Genomic DNA, 21,084 nt, shown 5'->3' on the forward strand with positions numbered 1-21,084 from the left:
CTGCTTTCTGTATTTTCCCTAGAGATACTTGTTTTCTCAGGAAAGTGCCCTCATGTAATTATCTATAACAGATAAAACGCAGAACAAACCAACTTAGACCTACCTAAATTGGTTTTATTTAGCCGAATTAATAAATTCAATATATAAGCTCTGATTGTTGCAACCAAAAAGTGGAAGATCCGATTCATGACCAATTTGCCTGATATAACCAGTAATCAAAATCCAGAGATCCATGGTTCTCTAGACTGGGTGGGCATGAATGGGATTACCGTCCCATTGCAGTTCGAAGACAATAAACTTGGCGTCAATAACATTGAAGCACGTGTAAATACTTACGTTAACTTGGTTAATCCCAAAGTTAAAGGTATTCATATGTCACGTCTCTACTTAGCGTTAAGCAACTTTTTTGAGAACCAAACGCTGAATGTACCTGCCTTAACTGAGTTTTTATCGCACCTACTCGATAGCCACCACGATATCAGCACTCAAGTGTTTCTAAACTTTGAGTTTGATTTCTTAATTAAAAGAGATGCACTAAAAAGCGATAACAGCGGTTGGAAAAACTACTCAACAACGCTAAGAGCAACACTTACAGGCAATGATGTAGTATTAGAACTTGCAACTCGAGTACCATACTCCTCAACCTGCCCATGTTCTGCTGCCCTATCTCGGCAGTTGCTACAACAGGCCTTTACCGCTGATTTTTCAGATAAAGGCGCTCTGAATATTGAAGATGTAGAAAAATGGCTACTCTCAGAGAAAGGTTCCTTTGCTACACCTCATAGTCAGCGCAGCCAAGCAACCGCTTGGGTTAAACTAAATAAAGAGATGGGCGCTTTCCCATTAACAGATCTTATTGATCTAGTTGAAGGAGCACTAAAAACACCTGTACAGACAGCTGTTAAACGTGCCGATGAACAAGAGTTTGCCCGTTTAAATGGACATAACCTGATGTTCTGTGAAGATTCTGCTCGCCGTCTTAAGCAAGCACTTAACAGTCAGACACAGTACTCCGATTTCTGGCTAAAAGTGGAACATTTCGAAAGCTTACACGCCCATGATGCAGTTGCTTTAGCCTCTAAAGGTGTCGAGGGTGGTTACAGCCCTGCAAATTACACTTAACCTTTTCTTAAATTAAAAAGGCTGCCAATGGCAGCCTTTTTTGTCAGGGCTATACATCTTTACCTAGACGATAATATTCCTGCAGCTCCTCTTCCGGAACCATACTCCCACCCGTAGCCCATATTATATGAGTTGCTTGCTTCATCTTACCCACTAACTGATGCTGCTCAAGGTAACTGTGCTGCTTGAATAAACGCACAACGCCAGGCGCTCCCGCTAACGCTGAGGGCTCCAGACCTATAGCTTCTTCATCCTTTAGCAACGCTAACAATCGATAAAGCTCGCGATCTTCAACCGTATAAATACCGCTCAATAACGGTGACATAAATTTGCCGACAAACCCTGATGCTCTGCCAACCGCCAAGCCATCGGCGCAAGTTTTGTTATCAATACCTATGTCTTGAACACTAATTTTATCCTGTAAACCTGTATACATCCCTAAGAGCATGCAAGGTGAATGGGTAGGTTCAGCAAAGAAACAGTGCACATTATCACCGAACTGCTGCTTTAAACCGAAAGCTACACCTCCAGGCCCTCCACCCACACCACAAGGTAGATAAACAAACAGAGGATGCTCAACATCCACCTGAATATTCTGTTCGTCTAACTGTATTTTAAGCCGTTCAGCAGCAACACTATAACCAAGAAAAAGATCCTTCGAATTTTCATCATCGACAAAATGACAGTTCTCAGTTTGCAGCGCCTGCTTACGTCCCTCCTCTACTGCTTTACTGTAATCCTCTTCATATTCAATAACCTCAACACCTTTACGTCGCAGTAAATCCTTTTTCCACTGTCGAGCGTCAGCCGACATATGAACGCTCACCTTAAAACCTAAAGCCGCGCCCATAATCCCTATGCTTAACCCTAAATTGCCGGTAGAACCAACCACTATTTGATATTGGTTGAATAAGGCTATCAATTCTGGGGAGGCTAATTTGCTGTAACAATCACTCTGTTTTAAAAAGCCTGAGGTTAATGCAACTCTTTCGGCATACTTAAGCACCTCATAGATACCTCCTCGCGCTTTTATCGATCCGGATATAGGTAACTCACTATCACATTTTAAAAAAAGCTGACCTAAAATAGGTAAGCCATACTCTTGCTCTAGTCGACCTTGAAATTGAGAAATTTTACGCAGCGGCGACTCAATCAACCCTTCATTCTCCTCTGTTTCAGGAAAACACAGGGCTATAAACGGAGCAAAACGAGTAAGCCTGCTAGCCGCATCATCAATATCTGCTACCGTTAAAGGCAGATTGGATTTTGCTTTAAAGAAAGGGATCAATTGATCATTAAGCCAGAAGCTTGGCTGAGTCGCGATTAAACGCTTAAACAAAGGATCACTATCTATCCACTGCTCAATTAATGCTCTATCGACAAAATACATGATTAAATATTCCCTCTATTCATCTGTATGTACAGAGAGGTTTTAAATAAAATAAGTAGTTACTCCAATACACCGTAATTAAAATCAATAAAAATAAAATTATTAACGATATTTATATGAGCCTTGTAGGACTAGGAGGCTTTTGAAAAAAAACAAATATATGCTATTTATTGCTTACCTTCTTTCTGTAAAAACACGTTTTTTCGCGTGATGCTTTCGCCACCATAAGATACAACCAGTAATACATAGTAATACAACAAATAGCCCAGTAAAACTAACTAATATACGGTAAGGAAGTCCCCAAATAGCAGCGATATGAAGTGTCGTTATCCATGTTGTAAAAGTATTACCTGCCGCTACTCCCGATGGAAAATATGCCCCTTTAAAGTCACCATTATAAGCATCAATATAGAGCCAACTTTGTCCAAACCTCTGATTAACATCTAAGCTAGTCGTCGTATCATCAATAAAACCTCTATCCCGAATAACCGTAGCCGTATTAAGATTCATAGGGCTGTACTGAGGATTATATAAATCAATAGCCTCGGCAGAATATAACTTAGTTGGCCTAAACCCTTTAGAATTAAAATAGTTTGCCCCAAGAATAAAGGTATGCGTCAACCTCCCAAACTCTATTTCACCGCTCACATCAGCAATTATTTCATGGTCTTTTTTGTACGTACCTTCACCAACAAATACGATACGTTCTAAGGTTCTATTATCGACCTCATCAAGGCCAAACGGTACATATTCATTCCAATCAGCATCATTACGCGTGTAGGTATAGCTCAGTCTCGCATCAATATTTTCTGTAAGCGCTTCAGTTAGACGAATATTAATCGACTTTGAATCACGCTCAGTACTACTATCATCCCCTGCCGGATTAAAAGCCGTTGAATATTGACCGTTTGGATTATATTTTATTGATCCTTCCAATGGCGCACCACCATGCATCCCTTCCCATTTATTATTAGAAAAGTTACCTTCAACGGTTAAAGATGTCGTATCTGTCAAATCTATATTGATATTTGGCGCGATAAATACACGTTGATAATGTAAATTATCTACCGATGTATCCCCATCTTGATAAGATAGGTTAAGACGCGCCCTAACACTTTCATTTAGCGGCCCCGTTACATCTAAAGTAGTTCTTACGCTATCATAAGTACCATATTCAACAACGGCATTTGTTTGATACTCATCAAGTGGTTGTTTCGTCACGATGTTAATCGTTCCCCCCGGTTCCATCTGCCCAAACAGTACTGATGCAGGTCCTTTTAAAACCTCTATGCGCTCCACATTAGCAAGGTCCGTAGGGTGATCAGTTCGTTTAAAACCTAAACCATTGGTCGATAATTCAGCATTAAAACCCCGAATAAGATAATCATCCGAAAACATATCTAATGAAGAACCACTACGACTCGCACTAGGCACAAGTTTAATAACATCTCCTACACTTTCAGCAGAACTATATTCAAAATGTTCTCTATCAAGCAGTGACACTGTCTGTGGGATGTTATGGAAAGTATCATTACGTTGGCGGCCGTAGACATTAATTGCGGGTAATTGATATACGTCAGTGAGAGCCAAGTTTATGTCAAAGCCGCCCAGACTCGGCGTCATACTTAACCCAGTACCTTGAAGCAATATATCAAGCGCTTTATGGCTGTTATAACGTCCTTTTAAACCATTACTATGCAGGCCTTGTAACTGTTTTGGTTTGTAATTTAAATTTACGCCTGAATCACGTGCAAATTGTATTAATACACTTTCCAAATGCCCTTCTGGAATTTTAAACAATTGAACTTGCGCAGGCTGAATAACTTCGCCTGCAACGACAAGTGATGGAACTAAGAGATTAATCGCAGCACTCATTACTACAATTTTGAAAGGTAATAGGATTAATTTTTTACTTTTAAATCCTATTGTTATTGAAATATGAGAGTAATTCATTCGTGCCCCTACATCAGTAAATTATCGCCATTATGACGCTCTTACTAACTAAGCCGTATGAAAACGAAAAAACCCTCACTTTACTGAAAAATAAATTATGCAGGTCGTACAACTACCCAATAAGGTGTTCTAAACTCGACAGAAACAGATTGAACTTTGGCAATAAATTGTAAAGTTGTATCGACGTTTTTCAGCTGAAAGATCCCAGAAACAAGCCTATCCTTTAAATCTGGAGAGTAATCAATAATACCAACCCGGTAGCGACTAAGTTCATCTAACAACTCACCTAAGCGAATATTCGTTCCTGCGATAGCCCCCGAAATCCATGCATCAGACTTAATGCTCGAACGATCAGCAGAGACTATTTTATCGTTCGAAAGCCAAAAACTCTCGCCATTATTTGCACTCACTTGAATCCCTGCTCGGTTGAGCAGCTCTACCTGCCCGGCTTGGACACTAACCTTTGTACGAGATTTTTGAATACGCACAGTCAAACGTGTATTCAAAGCCGAAATACGCCCAAATGGTGTCTGAATTAATAATGGACGTTTGGGATAATAATCGCTATCTGGACCTGCAGTTAGGTACATCTCTCCACGACGTAGCCTTAGCTTTCGACGCTTACTTAAAAAATCGACAGATAATGCACTATCCGTATTCAATATTACTTGGCTTTTATCTGCAAGTATAAATCTACCCTGCTCACCAATTCCCGTACTATAATCAGCTAATAGCCGCTGCCAAGGTGCATGTTCTTTACCTAGCCAAATACCACTCAAGACAACACTTGAAATGGATAACATTTTTATAGCCTGGCGACGACTAAGGCGAGATTGAGATTTTTTCCTTTCTAAGGTTTCTAATGTGTCTGCTAAAGCTATAGAAGGCAACGCAGTATAATGGTTGTGCAGACTTTTAACCCGCTCCCAAGCGCACACGTGTGTGGGTGATTGCTGTAACCAGTGATCAAACGCTACTCTTTTCGTTTTAGAGCTATCATTTATATCCAACTGAATTAACCAATTAATGGCTTCATCAATTATCTCATCAGGCAGCTCTACTTGCTCAATACTCATACACTATATCGCAAATCGTAACACCGACGTAAAGCCTTAGCCACGTAGCGCTCAGCCGTAGAGAGGGATACTTCCAATTCGCAAGCAATCTGACGACAACTGTAACCTTCTAGTTGCGACCATAAAAAAGCCTTACGTACAGGTGGAGGTAATGTTTCAAGAATTTCATCAATTTCAACAAGCGTTTCCAATAAGGTTAAACTTATCTCAGGAGATGGCACTTCCTCCATTGGAAGTTGAGACAATGTATAGTGCCATGCCTGTTCTACCTCTTTTCTGCGCCAGTGATCCGTTAATAAACCGCGCGCAATAGTTATTAAATAAGCTCTAGGCTCTTTTAAGGGTTCTTTTCTAAGCTTTTCCCGCCTTCTAATGACCCGCATAAAGGTATCTTGTACAAAATCATCAGCCTGATCAGTACAGCCTAAACGCGAAAACAACCAGTTACGAAGCCATGTATTATGCTTAGAGAATAACTTTTCTGCTAAGCAATGACTAGAAAGATCCGGCATGGGATAAACCAAATTAAAAATAAAAGATAATGCTAATGATTATTATTTATCTAATCAAGTACAATCCTCTACAACCTATTCTAACTTCATCCAATATAATCGAACGCTATATAGATGCACCCTATTTTAGGGCCTTCTTGATACTCCTCCCACAATCTTAATCGGCAGCCCTCAAATCAAGTTGAATATCTATATTTAATCAAAGCTTAAAAACCTCTGAAAAATTAGGCTGCTAATACATGACTTAGCGCTCTACGACTTAAAGAGATCTTCTAAATTTTCTTACGGCATCAACAACCTGTTTCGCGCCTGATTGAATATCATTCATGACTGATCCAGCATCATTAGAAAGCTGTAAAGCACGTTGCGCCTCTTCTAAACTTGATTCGATGACTGAAACTGCAGCCTCAGTGAGTTGCTTATTTTCAGAAACAACATCAATAATTTGTTCGGTTGCAATACTCGTTCTAGAGGCTAATTGACGCACCTCATCAGCCACAACGGCAAACCCTCGACCTTGCTCCCCAGCTCTAGCTGCTTCAATCGCTGCATTTAAAGCTAATAGATTAGTTTGATCCGCTATGCCCTTTATACTATCTACCAGTTCTGCTACTTTCGCAGATTGCACATCAAGTTCGCATATACCTTTGCTGGCACAACCCATCTGCTGAGAAAGGCCTGCCACCGTCTCTATAGTAGAGTTAATAACTGTAATTCCATTTTCGGCATCGGAATCTGTTTTTCTTTAAATATCATAAGCAATATCGGACGTTTCCGAAATTGCGATTTCCCGTTCCATCTGCTCAGTTATAACGGTAGCAAATTTAACAACTTTATAAAGTTTCCCTGTCTCATCATGAACAGGGTTATAGCTAGCTTCTAACCAAACAATATTTTTATCACGATCAATTCGCTTAAAACGATCAGATACATATTCACCGTTTCCAAGTTTTCTCCAGAATTCTGCATATTCTTTAGACTCTGCATCTTCTGGCGTACAAAAAATTCTATGATGCTTACCTACGATTTCTCCCTTGCTATAACCAACTCCTTGCAAAAAGTTATCGTTAGCATCTAAAACAATGCCATCTAATGTGAATTCGATAACAGCCGAGGAGCGATTTAAGGCAAGTAGCATATCCTCTTTCTCTCTAGACAAAGTAATCGTCCGAGTAAGCTCTGTTGAATAAATAATAAATCCCAATAGCTGGGCGTCTTTACTTCTTTTCGGTTGAATAATACCGCGCAGCCAAGTTTCATCACTATTCTTTTTAATCATCTGTAAAGCGCCATGCCAGTGCTTGCCTTGCTTAACAGCATCAAGCATACGCTGACAATGAAGCTTGCTTTTAGAACTTGGAGCCAATAAATCTTCCAATAAAATGCCGGAAATATCATGCGCCGCATAGCCCGTGGCTAAATAGAAATTATTATTGGCACTAACGAGTCTCCCTTCTGCATCCATTGAGAAACTAATCATCTCTTCTTCAAGGTCACTTTCAACTGCTTTAAACGCTTTAAGTTCTGCTTCTAGCTCTTCAATTCGGGACAATAATTTAGCATTTTTAAAAAACATAATTCCCACTTAACTCAATAGTATTTACTTAAATATCTTAATAGCTTTTATATCAATCAGGTTCAGTATTTTGACAAGGTAAGTTTAAACAACAGATGAATTTGATCTATTAAAAGTAACAATTAACCTTGATGCTGATCGCAAACGTAAACTTGCTAGTAAAAATGATTTATCAATAATCATTTTTTTTAATTTAAAAGCTTAGGCTAAATTAAGTGTAGCAACTCAGTACAACTAAGTGATGTTATGGCTTTTTCCTGTTTTTATTAGCAGCAGAGTGATAATAAATATAAAAACGCCACTAACTCACTAGTTAACGGCGTAATTAAATTAACCTGTTATTCAACTGTAACGGACTTAGCCAAGTTGCGCGGTTGGTCGACGTCTGTACCTTTCAATACTGCGACATGGTAGGAAAGCAGTTGAAGAGGAATGGTATATAACACAGGTTGCATAATCTCATCACAATCAGGCATTGTAAGCACATGAGTAGCATCTTCTGCCTGCACTCGATCAGAACCAGCAAAAACAAATAATTGACCACCTCGCGCCTTAACTTCCTGTAAATTTGCTTTTAGCTTATCAAGCATGTCGTTTTGAGGAGCCACTGCAACGACAGGCATATCTTTATCTACCAACGCGAGAGGCCCATGTTTAAGCTCACCTGCTGGGTATGATTCTGCATGGATATAGGAGATCTCTTTAAGTTTAAGCGCCCCTTCCTTTGCAATTGGATATAAAGTACCTCGACCTAAAAACAGAGCATGGTGCTTCTCAGCAAAAGATTGCGCCATCGCTTCAATATCTTTATCCATCGCAAGCGCTTGTTCAACCTGTTCAGGTAACGTTTTTAAAGCACGAATAATTTTAGCTTCCACTTCAGCAGTAAGATCATTACGACGGCCTAAGGCTATAGTGGTCAGCATTAACGCTACTAACTGAGTCGTAAACGCTTTAGTTGATGCTACCCCAATTTCAGGGCCCGCATTGGTCATTAAGCATAGATCTGATTCGCGTACTAAAGAACTTCCGGGAACATTACAGATAACTAAAGAGGCTAATACACGTGATTGAACTTCTCTTAATGCTGCTAGTGTATCTGCGGTTTCTCCTGATTGAGAGATCGTTAAAAATAAGGTTCCAGGCGGAATAACAACCGAGCGATAACGATATTCACTGGCCACTTCGATCATGCAGGGAATACCAACAAACTCTTCGATCCAATACTTAGCAATAATGCCAGCATGAAAACTAGTACCACAGGCAATGATTTGAACCTGTTTTACTTGATCAAATATAGTCGCCGCTTTAGCACCGAAACATTGTTCTAATAACCTATCACCGCTAATACGACCTTCCATACAGGCTTTGATAACAGAGGGTTGCTCATAGATCTCTTTAAGCATGTAATGCTTAAATTCACCTTTATCTGCCGCACTAATCCCATGCTCAAACTGACATACTTCACGCGTAACAATCTTATTACTAGAGTCGTATACCTCGATATCAGACGCGGTTAAAACAGCGACATCACCATCTTCCAAAAACATAAAACGGTCAGTTACCGGCAACAATGCCAGTTGATCTGATGCGATAAAGTTTTCACCTATACCGACACCAATCACTAAAGGGCTACCTTTACGGGCGGTAACAAGCTGATCAGGTTCATCTTTATGAATGACACCTAATGCATATGCGCCCTCTAATTTTGTAATAATATGAGCGACGGCACGTTGTAAGCAGGATTCTGTTTTTAAATACTCAGCAAGTAAGTGAGCAATTACTTCTGTATCGGTGTCAGAGGTAAAGGTATAGCCTTTTTCCTGTAACTCCTCTTTAAGTGCTTCAAAGTTCTCGATAATGCCATTATGTACAACCGCTAAAATATTAGCTGACATATGCGGATGCGCATTACGCTCATGAGGTACTCCGTGAGTCGCCCAACGGGTATGTGCGATACCTGTTGTTCCAATCAATGGGTTCTCAGCTAGTGCATCTGCCAAAGACTGTACTTTACCATTGCGACGGCAACGTTTAATTTCATCGTCCATATGTAACGCGATACCCGCAGAATCATATCCACGGTATTCAAGACGACGTAACCCTTCAATTAAAATATTTTGGACCGGCCGTGCAGCAACTGCGCCTACTATTCCACACATAATCTAATTCTCTTTAGTCAATTTAGTAGGACGCTTCCAGTTATTGAAAGATACCTGCTTCGCGCGTGTTAAAGCTAATTCAGCGTCATCAACATTCTTACTAATTGTCGAACCTGCACCGATAGTAGACATTTTGCCGATCTTAACTGGTGCGACTAATGCGGTGTTAGATCCGATAAACGCATTATCAGCAATCTCTGTCGTCGATTTGTTGACGCCATCATAATTACAAGTAATCGTACCAGCACCAATATTGACGTTATCACCTAAGATTGCATCACCAATGTAAGAGAGATGGTTAATCTTAGAACCTTCGCCGACGATTGCTTTCTTTGTTTCAACAAAATTACCTACTTTAGCTTTATTAGCTAACAGCGTGCCGGGACGTAGGCGCGCGAATGGCCCTATATCACAAGATTCACCAACAACCGTATCGTCGATTACCGAATTAGCTTTTATATAGGAACCTGCACCTATACTGCAGTTTTTCAAATAACAATTAGGTTCTATAACAACGTTATCACCCAGTTTTACTTCCCCTTCAAAAACAATATTGATATCCAAAATGATATCTTGGCCACAATTAACATTGCCCCTCACATCTATACGTTTAGGATCGGCTAATGTAGCACCCGATAACATCAACTGCTCAGCTTGCTGTAGCTGATACCAGCGTTCTAACTCAGCCAACTGGATACGGTTATTGACTCCTTGAACTTCCTCTTCTGCATCCGGCTGAATAGTTTTAATAACTAAACCTTGCTCAGCAGCCATAGCAATAATATCCGTTAGATAATATTCGCCTTGAGCATTTTCTGATGATAATTTCGGCAACCATTCTCGAAGATAGTGACTTTTAACCGCTAAAATACCGGTATTCACTTCTTTTATTAGATGTTGTTCCACTGTTGCGTCTTTATGCTCAACAATAGCGGTAACCGACCCCTCTCCATTGCGGACAATACGTCCGTAGCCTGTAGGATCATTAAGATTAACCGTAAGTAATGCGAAATTATCCTGTTTAGCTAACTCAACCATCTGATTCATCGTTTCCGGTTGAGTTAAGGGAACATCGCCATAAAGAACAAGAACTACGCTATCTTCAGCAACAGAAGGCATTGCCTGAGCAACCGCATGGCCTGTACCTTTCTGTTCAGTTTGTAATGCAAAATTAAGGGTTTGTCCTGCCAAGGATTCCCGTAGCAGCTCTGCCCCATGGCCGATGACCACATGGGTGATCACATCTTTCATTTTTGATGCAGCATCAATCACATGCTGCACCATCGCTTTACCGCCTACTTTATGGAGTACTTTCGGCAGGTTTGATTTCATACGGCTGCCCTGACCTGCAGCTAAAATGACAACGTCAACTGACATAGTGTCTAACTTTCCTTGTGGCAAATGCCTGATTGATAATTACTACTTTATTATCGCCTAACTTTAAAGTAATAATAGTTTCACACAATCCCTTTTGTCACAAATTTTATGACAATTATGAATAATGAAATTTTTGAACTACTTGGCCTAACCCCACGTGAAATAGTGATTTATAAAGCACTACTATCACTCGGAGCGAGTTCTATTCGATCGATTGCCTATAAATCTGGCATTAATCGCGGTAGTACCTATGAAAGCCTGAAAGAGATGCAACGAAAAGGCATTGTTACTTATCAACCAAAGGGGAAAAGGCGTCTATTCTCTCCTGTTGATCCCGATTACCTACTACAATTAGCTGAAGAAAGACGTTCTGGAATTGAAAGCGCAATAGACACACTTAAGCAAAGTATAATTCCCGAACTTCAGCACCTAAAACCCGATTTTAATACAGCTAATGTTCAATTTTATGAAGGGGATGCAGGCATTGAGCATGTTTTAAAAGATATTCTTAGCTCAGTAACCAACTCAGAGCGAGATAGTTACTCAGTCTTCTCCTCTAAACCGATTAGGAAGCATCTTTATCGCCCCTTCCCAAACTTCACAAATCAACGCATACAACGTGGTATTAGCGTACAAGTGATAGCTATAGGGGATGGTGGGGAGGATGCGGAGTTATCAGAACGTAAATGGATAAAAACTGAAGGGAAAGTTGATGCTGCCTATATAGCTATCTACCCACCTAAATGTGCAATTATCTCACTTGCTTCAGACAACTACCCGACCGCTGTAGTGATTAATTCAGCGGAAGTAGCGACTGCACAAAAAATCATCTTTGATACCTTATGGCGATTACTCTAGAAGGCCTACTCTGTGCTAATGCAACCTTAGGTATAATCGCTCCAGGGGGACAGGTCTCCCACAAACGAAAAAGGCAACCCGAGGGTTGCCTTTTGACTTGTAGATTGTAAAAAGAGATCTTAACGACCCAACTTTTTACGAATCTCCTGTAGAGTACGAAGCTGAGCTGCTGCTTCTGCAAGCTGTGTAGCTGCTTTCGAGTATTCAAACTCGGAAGTTTTATTCGCTATAGCTTGCTCAGCATCTTTCTGAGCTTCTTGCGCTGCTGCTTCATTAAGGTCTGCTGCATGCAAAGCTGTGTCTGCAAGAATAGTTACCTTATGAGGTTGAACCTCAAAGAAGCCACCGGATACATAAAAAATATCCTGTTCGCCACCCTGTTTACGTAATTCGACAGGTCCTGGTTTCAGTTCCGTCAGAAGCGGAGCGTGACCTGGGTAAACACCCAAGTCACCCAGGCTACCTGTTACGGATACGAATTCAATCAGGCCAGAGAAAATTTCATTCTCAGCACTAACGATGTCGCAATGAACAGTCATAGCCATATTTATACCTCGTAAAGGTTAGCTAAAAGCATTTACATGCTTTTAGCTTTTTCGATCGCTTCGTCCATACCGCCAACCATGTAGAACGCTTGTTCTGGTAGGTCGTCGTACTGTCCTTCAAGGATACCTTTAAAGCCACTGATTGTATCTTTAAGAGATACGTATTTACCTGGAGAACCAGTGAATACTTCAGCAACGAAGAATGGCTGAGATAGGAAACGCTGAATCTTACGAGCACGTGTTACCACTTGCTTGTCTTCTTCAGACAACTCATCCATACCCAAGATAGCGATGATATCTTTCAGCTCTTTATAACGCTGAAGAACACCCTGCACCTGACGAGCAATATCATAATGCTCTTGGCCGATAACCAATGGATCAAGCTGACGTGATGTTGAATCCAGTGGGTCAACCGCTGGGTAGATACCCAATTCTGCGATCTGACGAGACAATACTACTGTCGCATCAAGATGTGAGAAGGTTGTTGCTGGAGACGGGTCAGTCAAGTCATCCGCTGGTACGTATACCGCCTGGATAGATGTGATAGAACCAGTTTTAGTAGAAGTGATACGTTCCTGAAGAACACCCATCTCTTCCGCTAGTGTTGGCTGGTAACCTACCGCTGAAGGCATACGGCCTAACAGTGCAGATACCTCGGTTCCCGCAAGAGTGTAACGGTAGATGTTGTCAACGAACAACAATACGTCACGACCTTCGTCACGGAAAGCTTCCGCCATAGTAAGACCAGTCAACGCTACGCGAAGACGGTTACCTGGAGGCTCATTCATCTGGCCGTATACTAGAGATACTTTATCCAATACGTTGGATTCTTTCATCTCATAGTAGAAGTCGTTACCCTCACGAGTACGCTCACCTACACCAGCAAATACAGAGAAACCTGAGTGCTCGATCGCGATATTACGGATCAGCTCCATCATGTTTACTGTTTTACCTACACCGGCACCACCAAACAGACCAACTTTACCACCTTTAGCAAACGGGCAAACCAAGTCAATTACCTTGATACCAGTTTCCAGTAGGTCGTTAGACGCTGACTGTTCTTCATAAGAAGGGGCTTTACGGTGGATAGGCATACGTGCCTCTTCACCAATATCGCCACATTCATCAATTGGGTTACCAAGTACGTCCATAATACGACCCAATGTTGCCGTACCTACAGGTACAGAAATTGGCGCATTAGTGTTCGCTACTTCCCAGCCGCGGCTTACGCCTTCGGTTTGGCCCATTGCAATCGCGCGTACAACACCGTCACCCAGCTGCTGCTGAACTTCTAGTGTCAAGCCAGTTTTACCGACTGTCAACGCGTCATAAATCTTCGGTACTGAGTCACGTGGGAATTCCACGTCTACTACAGCGCCGATAATCTGAACAATAGTTCCGCTACTCATGTTCGGATCCTCTTAAAATTGAACCTGTTTACTGCATTAAACAGCCGCAGCACCACTAACGATCTCAGATATTTCCTGAGTAATCGCCGCTTGACGAGCCTTGTTATAAATCATTTCAAGCTCGTTTATCATATCGCCAGCATTATCTGTTGCATTTTTCATTGCTAGCATTCGTGCTGCCTGTTCACAGGCATTGTTCTCAACCACGGCCTGATAGACCAAGGACTCTACGTAACGTACTAGTAAGCCATTTAGAAGCTCTCTAGCATCAGGTTCGTAAAGGTAATCCCAATGATGATTGAGACGTTCATCGTCATCTTCTGCCTTAAGTGGAAGCACCTGTTCGATAGCCGGTGACTGGGTCATTGTATTAACGAATTCGTTAGATACAACAAACACTTTATCCAGTTTTCCTTCATCGTAAGCATCAAGCATGACCTTCACCGCACCAATTAGATCAGCAACTTCCGGTGCGTCACCTAGGTGTGATTTAGCAGCAACTACATTCCCGCCATAGTTCTTAAAGAACGTTGCAGATTTGCTGCCTAGTGAACAAATATCGATTTCGATATTTTGGTCATGGAACTCTTTCATGCTTTTAACAGCTGCTTTGAACGCATTCACGTTCAAACCACCACACAAGCCACGGTCGGTTGCAACAACAATGAAACCAACGCGTTTAGTCTCTCTCTCCTGCATGTACAGATGTTTGTACTCAGGATTAGACCCGGCTAGGTGCTGAATTACACCACGGATACTCCGGGCGTACGGCCGAGATGACTCCATGCGATCCTGCGCTTTACGCATCTTAGAAGCAGCAACCATTTCCATAGCGCTGGTAATCTTCCTCGTGCTCTGCACACTCGCAATCTTTGTCTTAATCTCTTTTCCGACTGCCATAGTTCCGCCTATTAACCTTGACTTAGTGTTAGATCTGCATGAATAAACTCATGCAGATCACTCACTCGTAACGAGCTCTTACCAAGTTTGAGTAGACTTGAACTTTTCAATGCCAGCTTTGAACTGTGCAGCGATCTCATCAGAGTATCCGCCAGACTTATTGATATCAGCCATCAGATCAGCGTATTCGCTGTTGAAGAAAGAGATCAATGCAGCTTCAAAGTCTAGAATCTTGTTCAATTCCACACCAGATAGGTAACCTTCGTTAGCAGCGAACAAACTCAAACCCATGTCAGCAATTGACATTGGTGAGTACTGCTTCTGCTTCATAAGCTCAGTTACAGCCTGACCATGCTCAAGCTGAGCACGAGTCGCATCATCAAGATCAGAAGCGAACTGTGCGAACGCTGCTAGCTCACGGTACTGAGCCAATGCTAGACGAACACCGCCACCTAGCTTCTTGATGATTTTAGTCTGAGCTGCACCACCTACTCGAGATACCGATAGACCAGCGTTGATTGCTGGACGTACACCTGAGTTGAATAGATCAGATTCTAGGAAGATCTGACCATCAGTGATGGAGATTACGTTTGTTGGTACGAACGCAGAAACGTCACCGCCCTGTGTTTCGATTACAGGTAGAGATGTTAAAGAACCTGTTTGGCCTTTAACTTCACCATTGGTGAATTTCTCAACGTAGTCAGCGTTAACACGCGAAGCACGCTCTAGTAGACGAGAATGCAAGTAGAATACGTCACCTGGGTATGCTTCACGTCCTGGTGGACGACGTAACAATAGAGAGATCTGACGGTAAGCCCATGCCTGTTTAGTCAGGTCATCGTATACGATCAGAGCGTCTTCACCACGGTCACGGAAGTATTCACCCATTGTACAACCAGCATAAGGAGCCAAGAACTGCATTGCTGCAGGATCAGCGGCACCGGCAGCAACAACAATGGTGTGATCCATTGCGCCGTGCTCTTCAAGCTTACGTACAACGTTAGCGATAGTAGACTGTTTCTGGCCTACGGCTACGTAAATACATTTAACGCCGGTATTTTTCTGGTTGATGATAGCGTCGATAGCAATCGCAGATTTACCAATTTGGCGGTCACCGATGATCAACTCACGCTGACCACGGCCTACTGGAACCATGGAATCGATTGCTTTCAGACCAGTCTGTACTGGCTGATCAACACCCTGACGTTCGATTACACCAGGTGCAACCTTTTCTACAGCGTCAGTTAATTTAGTTTCGATTGGACCTTTACCATCGATCGGGTTACCCAGAGCGTCGACTACGCGACCCTGCAGTTCCGGACCAATAGGCACTTCCAAAATACGACCAGTACAACGTGCAGTCGCACCCTCTACTAGGTTTTGGTAGTCGCCCAATACAACAGCACCTACGGAATCGCGCTCAAGGTTAAGAGCCATACCATAGATACCGCCAGGAAATTCGATCATTTCCCCGTACATTACGTCAGCAAGTCCGTGGATCGTAATGATACCATCGGAAACGCTAACTACAGTGCCCTCATTACGGGCTTCTGAAGTCACATCGATGTTTTCAATGCGCTTCTTGAGAATCTCACTGATCTCAGAAGGATTCAGTTGCTGCATGCTTTATTCCCCTCAGGAATTCATCGCTTCGGCCAATTTCGCAAGTCGAGCACGAACGGAGCCGTCGATCACTAAATCGTCTGTACGAACTACTACACCACCCAAAATAGCTTTATCTATTTGAGAAGTTAGTTTCACATCACGACCTAGTTTGGTTTTCAGTGCCTGTGCAAGTTTTTCCTGCTGTTCATCTAGCAGTTCAAACGCTGTTGTCACTTCAATATCTAGTGACTTTTCTTGATTCGCTTTCAGTTTATTAAACTGTGCAGAAATCTCAGGCAATAATGCCAAACGTTTGTTCCCAGCTAGAAGCTTAAGGAAATTCTTACCCGCCTCATCTGCATCTTCACAAATGCTAACCATAACGTCAGCTTTTTGTGTGTTTGTAAGAGCAGGATTACTCAGTACACTCGCTACCTTTTCATCATTAGCTGCAGCTGCAGCTAGGGAAAGTGTAGCGGACCACTGATCAAGGTTACCCTTATCCATTGCATACTCAAAAGCAGCTTTGGTATAAGGCCGAGCGACAGTGTTGACTTCAGCCATCGTTAAACCTCGCTTTAAAGCTCAGCGGCCAGTTTTTCAACAAGCTGTGCATGTGCCTTTTCATCAATAGATGCTTCTAGAATCTTCTCTGCGCCTGATAGGGCTAGAGTAGCAACCTGACCACGTAATGCTTCACGTGCTTGGTTAACTTCTTGTTCTAGTTCTGCTGTTGCTGCCGCTTTAACACGACCTGCTTCTTCAACAGCTTTCTCTTTAGCTTCTTCGACGATCTGGTTAGCCCGCTTGTTGGCCTGTTCAATGATGGCGGCTGCTTCTTCTTTGCCTTTACGCATATTTTCAGTTGCTTTTTCTTGAGCCAACTGTAAATCACGCTCAGCACGATCAGCAGCGTCCAGACCTTCTGCAATCTTCTTTTTGCGCTCTGCTAGTGCGGCCGTAATTGGAGGCCATACATATTTCATGCAGAAAACAACAAAAATAAAGAAAGCGATGGCCTGACCAATGATGGTTAGATTGATATTCACGCCATTACCTCTCGCGGTTGATTAAGTTAATCGACAAGTCAGTCTTACGACTTGTAGTTACTTACGCAACAGCGAACAGTACGTACAGACCAAGACCAACACCGATCATAGGTACAGCATCTACTAGACCCATTACGATGAAGAACTGCGTACGTAGAAGAGGGATCAGCTCAGGTTGACGAGCAGCACCTTCTAGGAATTTACCACCTAGGATACCGATACCAACCGCAGCACCCACGCTGCCTAGACCCAACATCAGCGCACCAGCGATGTACAGCAATGCCATTTCCATCAGTTTTATCTCCACTTTAAGTTTTAAATTTAAAAAAAATTCTAAAATTCGGTTTTTTACTACTTTTCTTTATCGATAACCACCTTAGTGGTGATCATACGCCATAGCCATATAAACAATTGTTAGGACCATGAAGATGAACGCCTGCAGGGTAATTACCAGGATATGGAAAATTGCCCAAGGTACAGATAGTACCCACTGCGCCCAGAACGGTAGTAAAGCGATCAGGATGAAGATCATTTCACCAGCGTACATATTACCGAACAGTCGCAATGCCAAAGATATAGGCTTAGCTAACAATCCGACAAGTTCTAAAAACAGGTTAAATGGAAGCATCCATTTGCCTAAAGGCTGGAATGATAGTTCAGCTAAGAAACCACCCAAACCTTTCTGTTTAATGCTGTAATAAATAATCAGGGCAAATACACTCAGTGCCATACCCGCTGTCGCATTTACGTCAGTCGTTGGTACCACTTTCATGTAAGAAATGCCCATTTCCGATGCAATAAATGGAATCCAATCAACTGGGATTAAATCCATTGTATTCATGAGGAAAATCCATACAAAAATCGTTAATGATAGCGGCGCAATCATTGGATTTTTATGGTGGAAGATGCCTTTAACGTTTTCATCAACAAATTCGATGATCGTTTCGACAAAATTTTGTGTACTGCCTGGCACGCCAGATGTCGCAGTTTTAGCAACTTTACTAAACAACCAAAGAAACAATACGCCAAGTACTATTGACCAGCCCATTGTATCTACGTTGATTGCCCAGAAGCCCATATCTGCTGCTTCAGTACCGTGTGCAAATGTCCAAGTACCACCCTCACCTACCACTGAGCCGTCATAACGCGTAGTGCCTTCTGACAACTTACCAAATGTTAAATTGGTTAAGTGGTGGGATATATATTCTGAGGAGGTGAGAGTTCCGCCTTCACTAGCCATTCTCAGTTTCTCTCGTTCAAAGTTTTAGGAATCTGTTATTTAATTTCATCTGTGCAAACCATGCTGATATCTGCATCAGGATGAATGTGCCAAATAGGGAAAATGGATTCAAAGGTTGAATCAAAATAAACACTGCTGAAAACCCCAGAATGCTTATTCCCATTTTCCATATTTGGCTCACATACATTTCTGCTAATGCTCTTCCCGCGCTTTGTTTATCGCGGAATCTCAGAGCACGATGCGCAAAATAAATATTAGGTATCAGGTATAAGCCTCCACCTAACAAAGCAGACCATGCGCTTACTAAGCTATCTAGCAATAATATTGCTGATAAAATCACACATAAAACTGCTTGTACTAAGAAAACTCTAAAAATTTTCTCTCGGGTTTTACGACTATGGACACCTTGCTTTCGATTAGCTTTGTCCGTTGTCATTGATTAAAACCTTTAAAACTATTTTTATCGCTTTTTTAATACGCTCTATCTTGGCGCACATATAGCCCAAAATGCGTGCCGATTATATGGGCTTAAGGCTTAAGAGACAACAGTCAGTTTGAGCATTTGCACTAATGTCTTAACAGATAATGCCATAAGTCAGTTTTATTAAGTGCGAAAGTAGTATTTATGCTCTTATTTTAATAAAGACAGTATAGTTTCTAAGGTTTCAGCATCATCATAATTGATAGTGATTTTGCCTTTACCTTTAGCATTTTCACTAACCGCAACATTAGTAGCAAAACGTATAGATAATTCACCGGCTAATTCACTTAAACGGGGATTTGGCTCTGGCTTAATTTTCTCAGGACTAGGTTCGCCGCCTTGTTGAATTTTCTTAACCAAAGCTTCAGTTTGACGTACAGACATACCTTGACCAGAAATTTCCTGAGCAGCCTGTAATTGTAGATCGCCATCAAGAGCGAGTAAGGCACGTGCGTGACCCATTTCAAGGTCGCCATATTCAAGCATTTTCTTAACTTCATCACCTAATTTCATTAAGCGAAGAAGGTTTGTAACTGCTGAACGAGATTTACCAACCGCATCAGCAACTTCTTGTTGAGTTAATTCAAATTCATCTTTTAAACGTTGAAGAGATATCGCTTCTTCAATGGGGTTTAGATTCTCACGCTGAATATTCTCGATCAGCGCCATTGCGATCGCTGCTTCATCAGGAACATCTTTCACAATAGCAGGAATTTCAACTAATCCAGCCATCTGTGTTGCACGCCAGCGGCGTTCACCTGCAATAATTTCATAACGATCAGAATCGATCGGACGAACAACAATAGGTTGCATAACCCCTTGCGCTTTAATTGAATTAGCTAACTCTTCAAGCGCTTGGGGTTCAATATCGCGTCTAGGCTGATAACGTCCACGCTGAATCAGATCAACAGCTAGTAAACGATAACCATCTAATGATTCTGCACCTTGAGTTGAAACATTATCTTCAACATCACTGACACTCGATAAAAGAGCATCCAGACCTTTTCCTAGACCACGCTTTTTAGCCATTAACTATGCTTCCTGTGATTGTTCTTTTTCTTCCAATTTGGTACGGCGAATAAGTTCACCAGCCAATGCTAAATATGCAACGGCACCGCGGGAGTTTTTATCATACAAAAGAGCCGGTAAACCATGACTTGGTGCCTCAGCTAACCTAATATTTCTTGGTATAACAGTGCGATAAACTTTATCACCAAAATATTCAACTAGGTGAGATGACACATCTTTTGTCAGACTCATCCGAGGGTCAAACATAGTACGTAAAATCCCCTCTATTTTTAGAACAGGATTTAAACGTTTATTAATTTTATCAATAGTACCAATGAGTGCTGATATACCTTCCAATGCATAATATTCACACTGCATGGGAATAATGACACCCGCAGAGGATGCCAAGGCATTTACCGTCAGTAAATTTAGAGATGGAGGGTTGTCTATCAATACAAAATCATACTCATCATCGACATCGATCAAGGCCATTTTCAGACGAAATTCACGACGTGGAATTTGAAGCAGCTCAACTTCTGCTGCGGTTAGATCACCATTGGAACCAATAAGATCGTAACCACCAACAGTATCCTTAACAATTGCTTCACGAATATGAACTTTATCCGTCAATACTTCATACACTGTATTTTCCAATGTATGTTTATCGACTCCGCTCCCCATACTCGCATTACCTTGAGGATCTAAGTCCACCAAAAGTACCCGCTTTTTGGTAGCAGCTAATGAAGCAGCCAGATTTACGCAGGTGGTCGTTTTACCCACCCCTCCTTTCTGGTTTGTGATCGTTAAGATCTTTGCCACGC

21 protein-coding genes are annotated in these 21,084 nt (G+C 41.8%); 2 read left to right on the forward strand and 19 right to left on the reverse strand.

All coding sequences use genetic code 11. The features are described 5' to 3' along the window. Positions 1–186: 186 nt before the first annotated feature. Positions 187–1,122 carry a GTP cyclohydrolase FolE2 gene (gene folE2, locus ACOQOE_RS01120; RefSeq protein ID WP_420554697.1) on the forward strand — a complete coding sequence of 312 codons (936 nt, stop codon included), beginning with the start codon at positions 187–189 and terminating at the stop codon, positions 1,120–1,122. Between the two features lie 49 nt (positions 1,123–1,171). On the opposite strand, the gene ACOQOE_RS01125 is transcribed toward folE2, so the two are convergent. The 8 genes from ACOQOE_RS01125 to glmU form a co-directional block, all read right to left on the reverse strand. Then, positions 1,172–2,512 carry a D-serine ammonia-lyase gene (locus ACOQOE_RS01125; RefSeq protein WP_420554698.1) on the reverse strand — a complete coding sequence of 447 codons (1,341 nt, stop codon included), beginning with the start codon at positions 2,510–2,512 and terminating at the stop codon, positions 1,172–1,174. Between the two features lie 174 nt (positions 2,513–2,686). Continuing rightward, the gene (locus tag ACOQOE_RS01130; RefSeq protein ID WP_420554699.1) at positions 2,687–4,465 is read right to left on the reverse strand and encodes a TonB-dependent receptor plug domain-containing protein; all 1,779 of its coding nucleotides are present in this window, start codon (positions 4,463–4,465) and stop codon (positions 2,687–2,689) included. A 95-nt stretch (positions 4,466–4,560) separates the two neighbouring features. Beyond that, positions 4,561–5,541 carry a FecR domain-containing protein gene (locus ACOQOE_RS01135; RefSeq protein WP_420554700.1) on the reverse strand — a complete coding sequence of 327 codons (981 nt, stop codon included), beginning with the start codon at positions 5,539–5,541 and terminating at the stop codon, positions 4,561–4,563. Beyond that, positions 5,538–6,053 carry a sigma-70 family RNA polymerase sigma factor gene (locus ACOQOE_RS01140; protein WP_420554701.1) on the reverse strand — a complete coding sequence of 172 codons (516 nt, stop codon included), beginning with the start codon at positions 6,051–6,053 and terminating at the stop codon, positions 5,538–5,540. The genes ACOQOE_RS01135 and ACOQOE_RS01140 overlap by 4 nt, the downstream gene beginning before the upstream one ends. A 259-nt stretch (positions 6,054–6,312) precedes the next feature. After that, the gene (locus tag ACOQOE_RS01145; protein ID WP_420554702.1) at positions 6,313–6,738 is read right to left on the reverse strand and encodes a methyl-accepting chemotaxis protein; all 426 of its coding nucleotides are present in this window, start codon (positions 6,736–6,738) and stop codon (positions 6,313–6,315) included. Positions 6,739–6,798: 60 nt separating this feature from the next. Then, a complete protein-coding gene (locus ACOQOE_RS01150; RefSeq protein WP_420554703.1) occupies positions 6,799–7,629 on the reverse strand; it encodes a PAS domain-containing protein in 831 nt (276 codons plus the stop codon). A gap of 338 nt (positions 7,630–7,967) precedes the next feature. Next, positions 7,968–9,791 (reverse strand): glutamine--fructose-6-phosphate transaminase (isomerizing), encoded by a 1,824-nt coding sequence (gene glmS, locus ACOQOE_RS01155; RefSeq protein ID WP_420554704.1) that lies wholly within the window; start codon positions 9,789–9,791, stop codon positions 7,968–7,970. 3 nt (positions 9,792–9,794) lie between these two features. Beyond that, positions 9,795–11,168, reverse strand: coding sequence for a bifunctional UDP-N-acetylglucosamine diphosphorylase/glucosamine-1-phosphate N-acetyltransferase GlmU (gene glmU, locus ACOQOE_RS01160; RefSeq protein ID WP_420554705.1), 1,374 nt, complete (start codon positions 11,166–11,168; stop codon positions 9,795–9,797). A gap of 117 nt (positions 11,169–11,285) precedes the next feature. Here glmU and ACOQOE_RS01165 point away from each other — a divergent pair, with 117 nt between their 5' ends. Then, positions 11,286–12,026 carry a TrmB family transcriptional regulator gene (locus ACOQOE_RS01165; protein WP_420554706.1) on the forward strand — a complete coding sequence of 247 codons (741 nt, stop codon included), beginning with the start codon at positions 11,286–11,288 and terminating at the stop codon, positions 12,024–12,026. Between the two features lie 119 nt (positions 12,027–12,145). Here ACOQOE_RS01165 and ACOQOE_RS01170 read toward each other — a convergent pair whose 3' ends face one another. The 11 genes from ACOQOE_RS01170 to ACOQOE_RS01220 form a co-directional block, all read right to left on the reverse strand. Continuing rightward, the gene (locus tag ACOQOE_RS01170) at positions 12,146–12,571 is read right to left on the reverse strand and encodes a F0F1 ATP synthase subunit epsilon (RefSeq protein WP_067867948.1); all 426 of its coding nucleotides are present in this window, start codon (positions 12,569–12,571) and stop codon (positions 12,146–12,148) included. Positions 12,572–12,603: 32 nt separating this feature from the next. Beyond that, positions 12,604–13,980 carry a F0F1 ATP synthase subunit beta gene (gene atpD / locus ACOQOE_RS01175; protein ID WP_067867945.1) on the reverse strand — a complete coding sequence of 459 codons (1,377 nt, stop codon included), beginning with the start codon at positions 13,978–13,980 and terminating at the stop codon, positions 12,604–12,606. 36 nt (positions 13,981–14,016) lie between these two features. Beyond that, entirely contained in the window at positions 14,017–14,880 is an 864-nt protein-coding gene (gene atpG, locus ACOQOE_RS01180) for a F0F1 ATP synthase subunit gamma (protein WP_067867942.1), read from the reverse strand. Positions 14,881–14,958: 78 nt separating this feature from the next. After that, positions 14,959–16,503, reverse strand: coding sequence for a F0F1 ATP synthase subunit alpha (atpA, locus tag ACOQOE_RS01185; RefSeq protein ID WP_067867939.1), 1,545 nt, complete (start codon positions 16,501–16,503; stop codon positions 14,959–14,961). A gap of 12 nt (positions 16,504–16,515) precedes the next feature. Then, positions 16,516–17,049: a F0F1 ATP synthase subunit delta gene (locus ACOQOE_RS01190; protein WP_067867936.1), complete on the reverse strand. Its 534-nt coding sequence runs from the start codon at positions 17,047–17,049 to the stop codon at positions 16,516–16,518. 14 nt (positions 17,050–17,063) lie between these two features. After that, the gene (locus ACOQOE_RS01195; protein ID WP_067867934.1) at positions 17,064–17,534 is read right to left on the reverse strand and encodes a F0F1 ATP synthase subunit B; all 471 of its coding nucleotides are present in this window, start codon (positions 17,532–17,534) and stop codon (positions 17,064–17,066) included. Positions 17,535–17,595: 61 nt separating this feature from the next. Continuing rightward, on the reverse strand, positions 17,596–17,826 hold the full coding sequence (gene atpE, locus ACOQOE_RS01200) for a F0F1 ATP synthase subunit C (RefSeq protein WP_067867929.1): 231 nt from the start codon (positions 17,824–17,826) through the stop codon (positions 17,596–17,598). Between the two features lie 84 nt (positions 17,827–17,910). Then, positions 17,911–18,774, reverse strand: coding sequence for a F0F1 ATP synthase subunit A (atpB, locus tag ACOQOE_RS01205; protein WP_067867926.1), 864 nt, complete (start codon positions 18,772–18,774; stop codon positions 17,911–17,913). Positions 18,775–18,790: 16 nt separating this feature from the next. Beyond that, positions 18,791–19,210: an ATP synthase subunit I gene (locus ACOQOE_RS01210; RefSeq protein WP_067867923.1), complete on the reverse strand. Its 420-nt coding sequence runs from the start codon at positions 19,208–19,210 to the stop codon at positions 18,791–18,793. Between the two features lie 195 nt (positions 19,211–19,405). Beyond that, positions 19,406–20,284, reverse strand: coding sequence for a ParB/RepB/Spo0J family partition protein (locus ACOQOE_RS01215; RefSeq protein ID WP_420554707.1), 879 nt, complete (start codon positions 20,282–20,284; stop codon positions 19,406–19,408). Positions 20,285–20,287: 3 nt separating this feature from the next. Then, a complete protein-coding gene (locus tag ACOQOE_RS01220) occupies positions 20,288–21,082 on the reverse strand; it encodes a ParA family protein (RefSeq protein WP_067867916.1) in 795 nt (264 codons plus the stop codon). Positions 21,083–21,084 lie beyond the last annotated feature (2 nt).

This window comes from Neptuniibacter marinus, assembly GCF_965223595.1.
Lineage (GTDB): Bacteria > Pseudomonadota > Gammaproteobacteria > Pseudomonadales > Balneatricaceae > Neptuniibacter > Neptuniibacter marinus.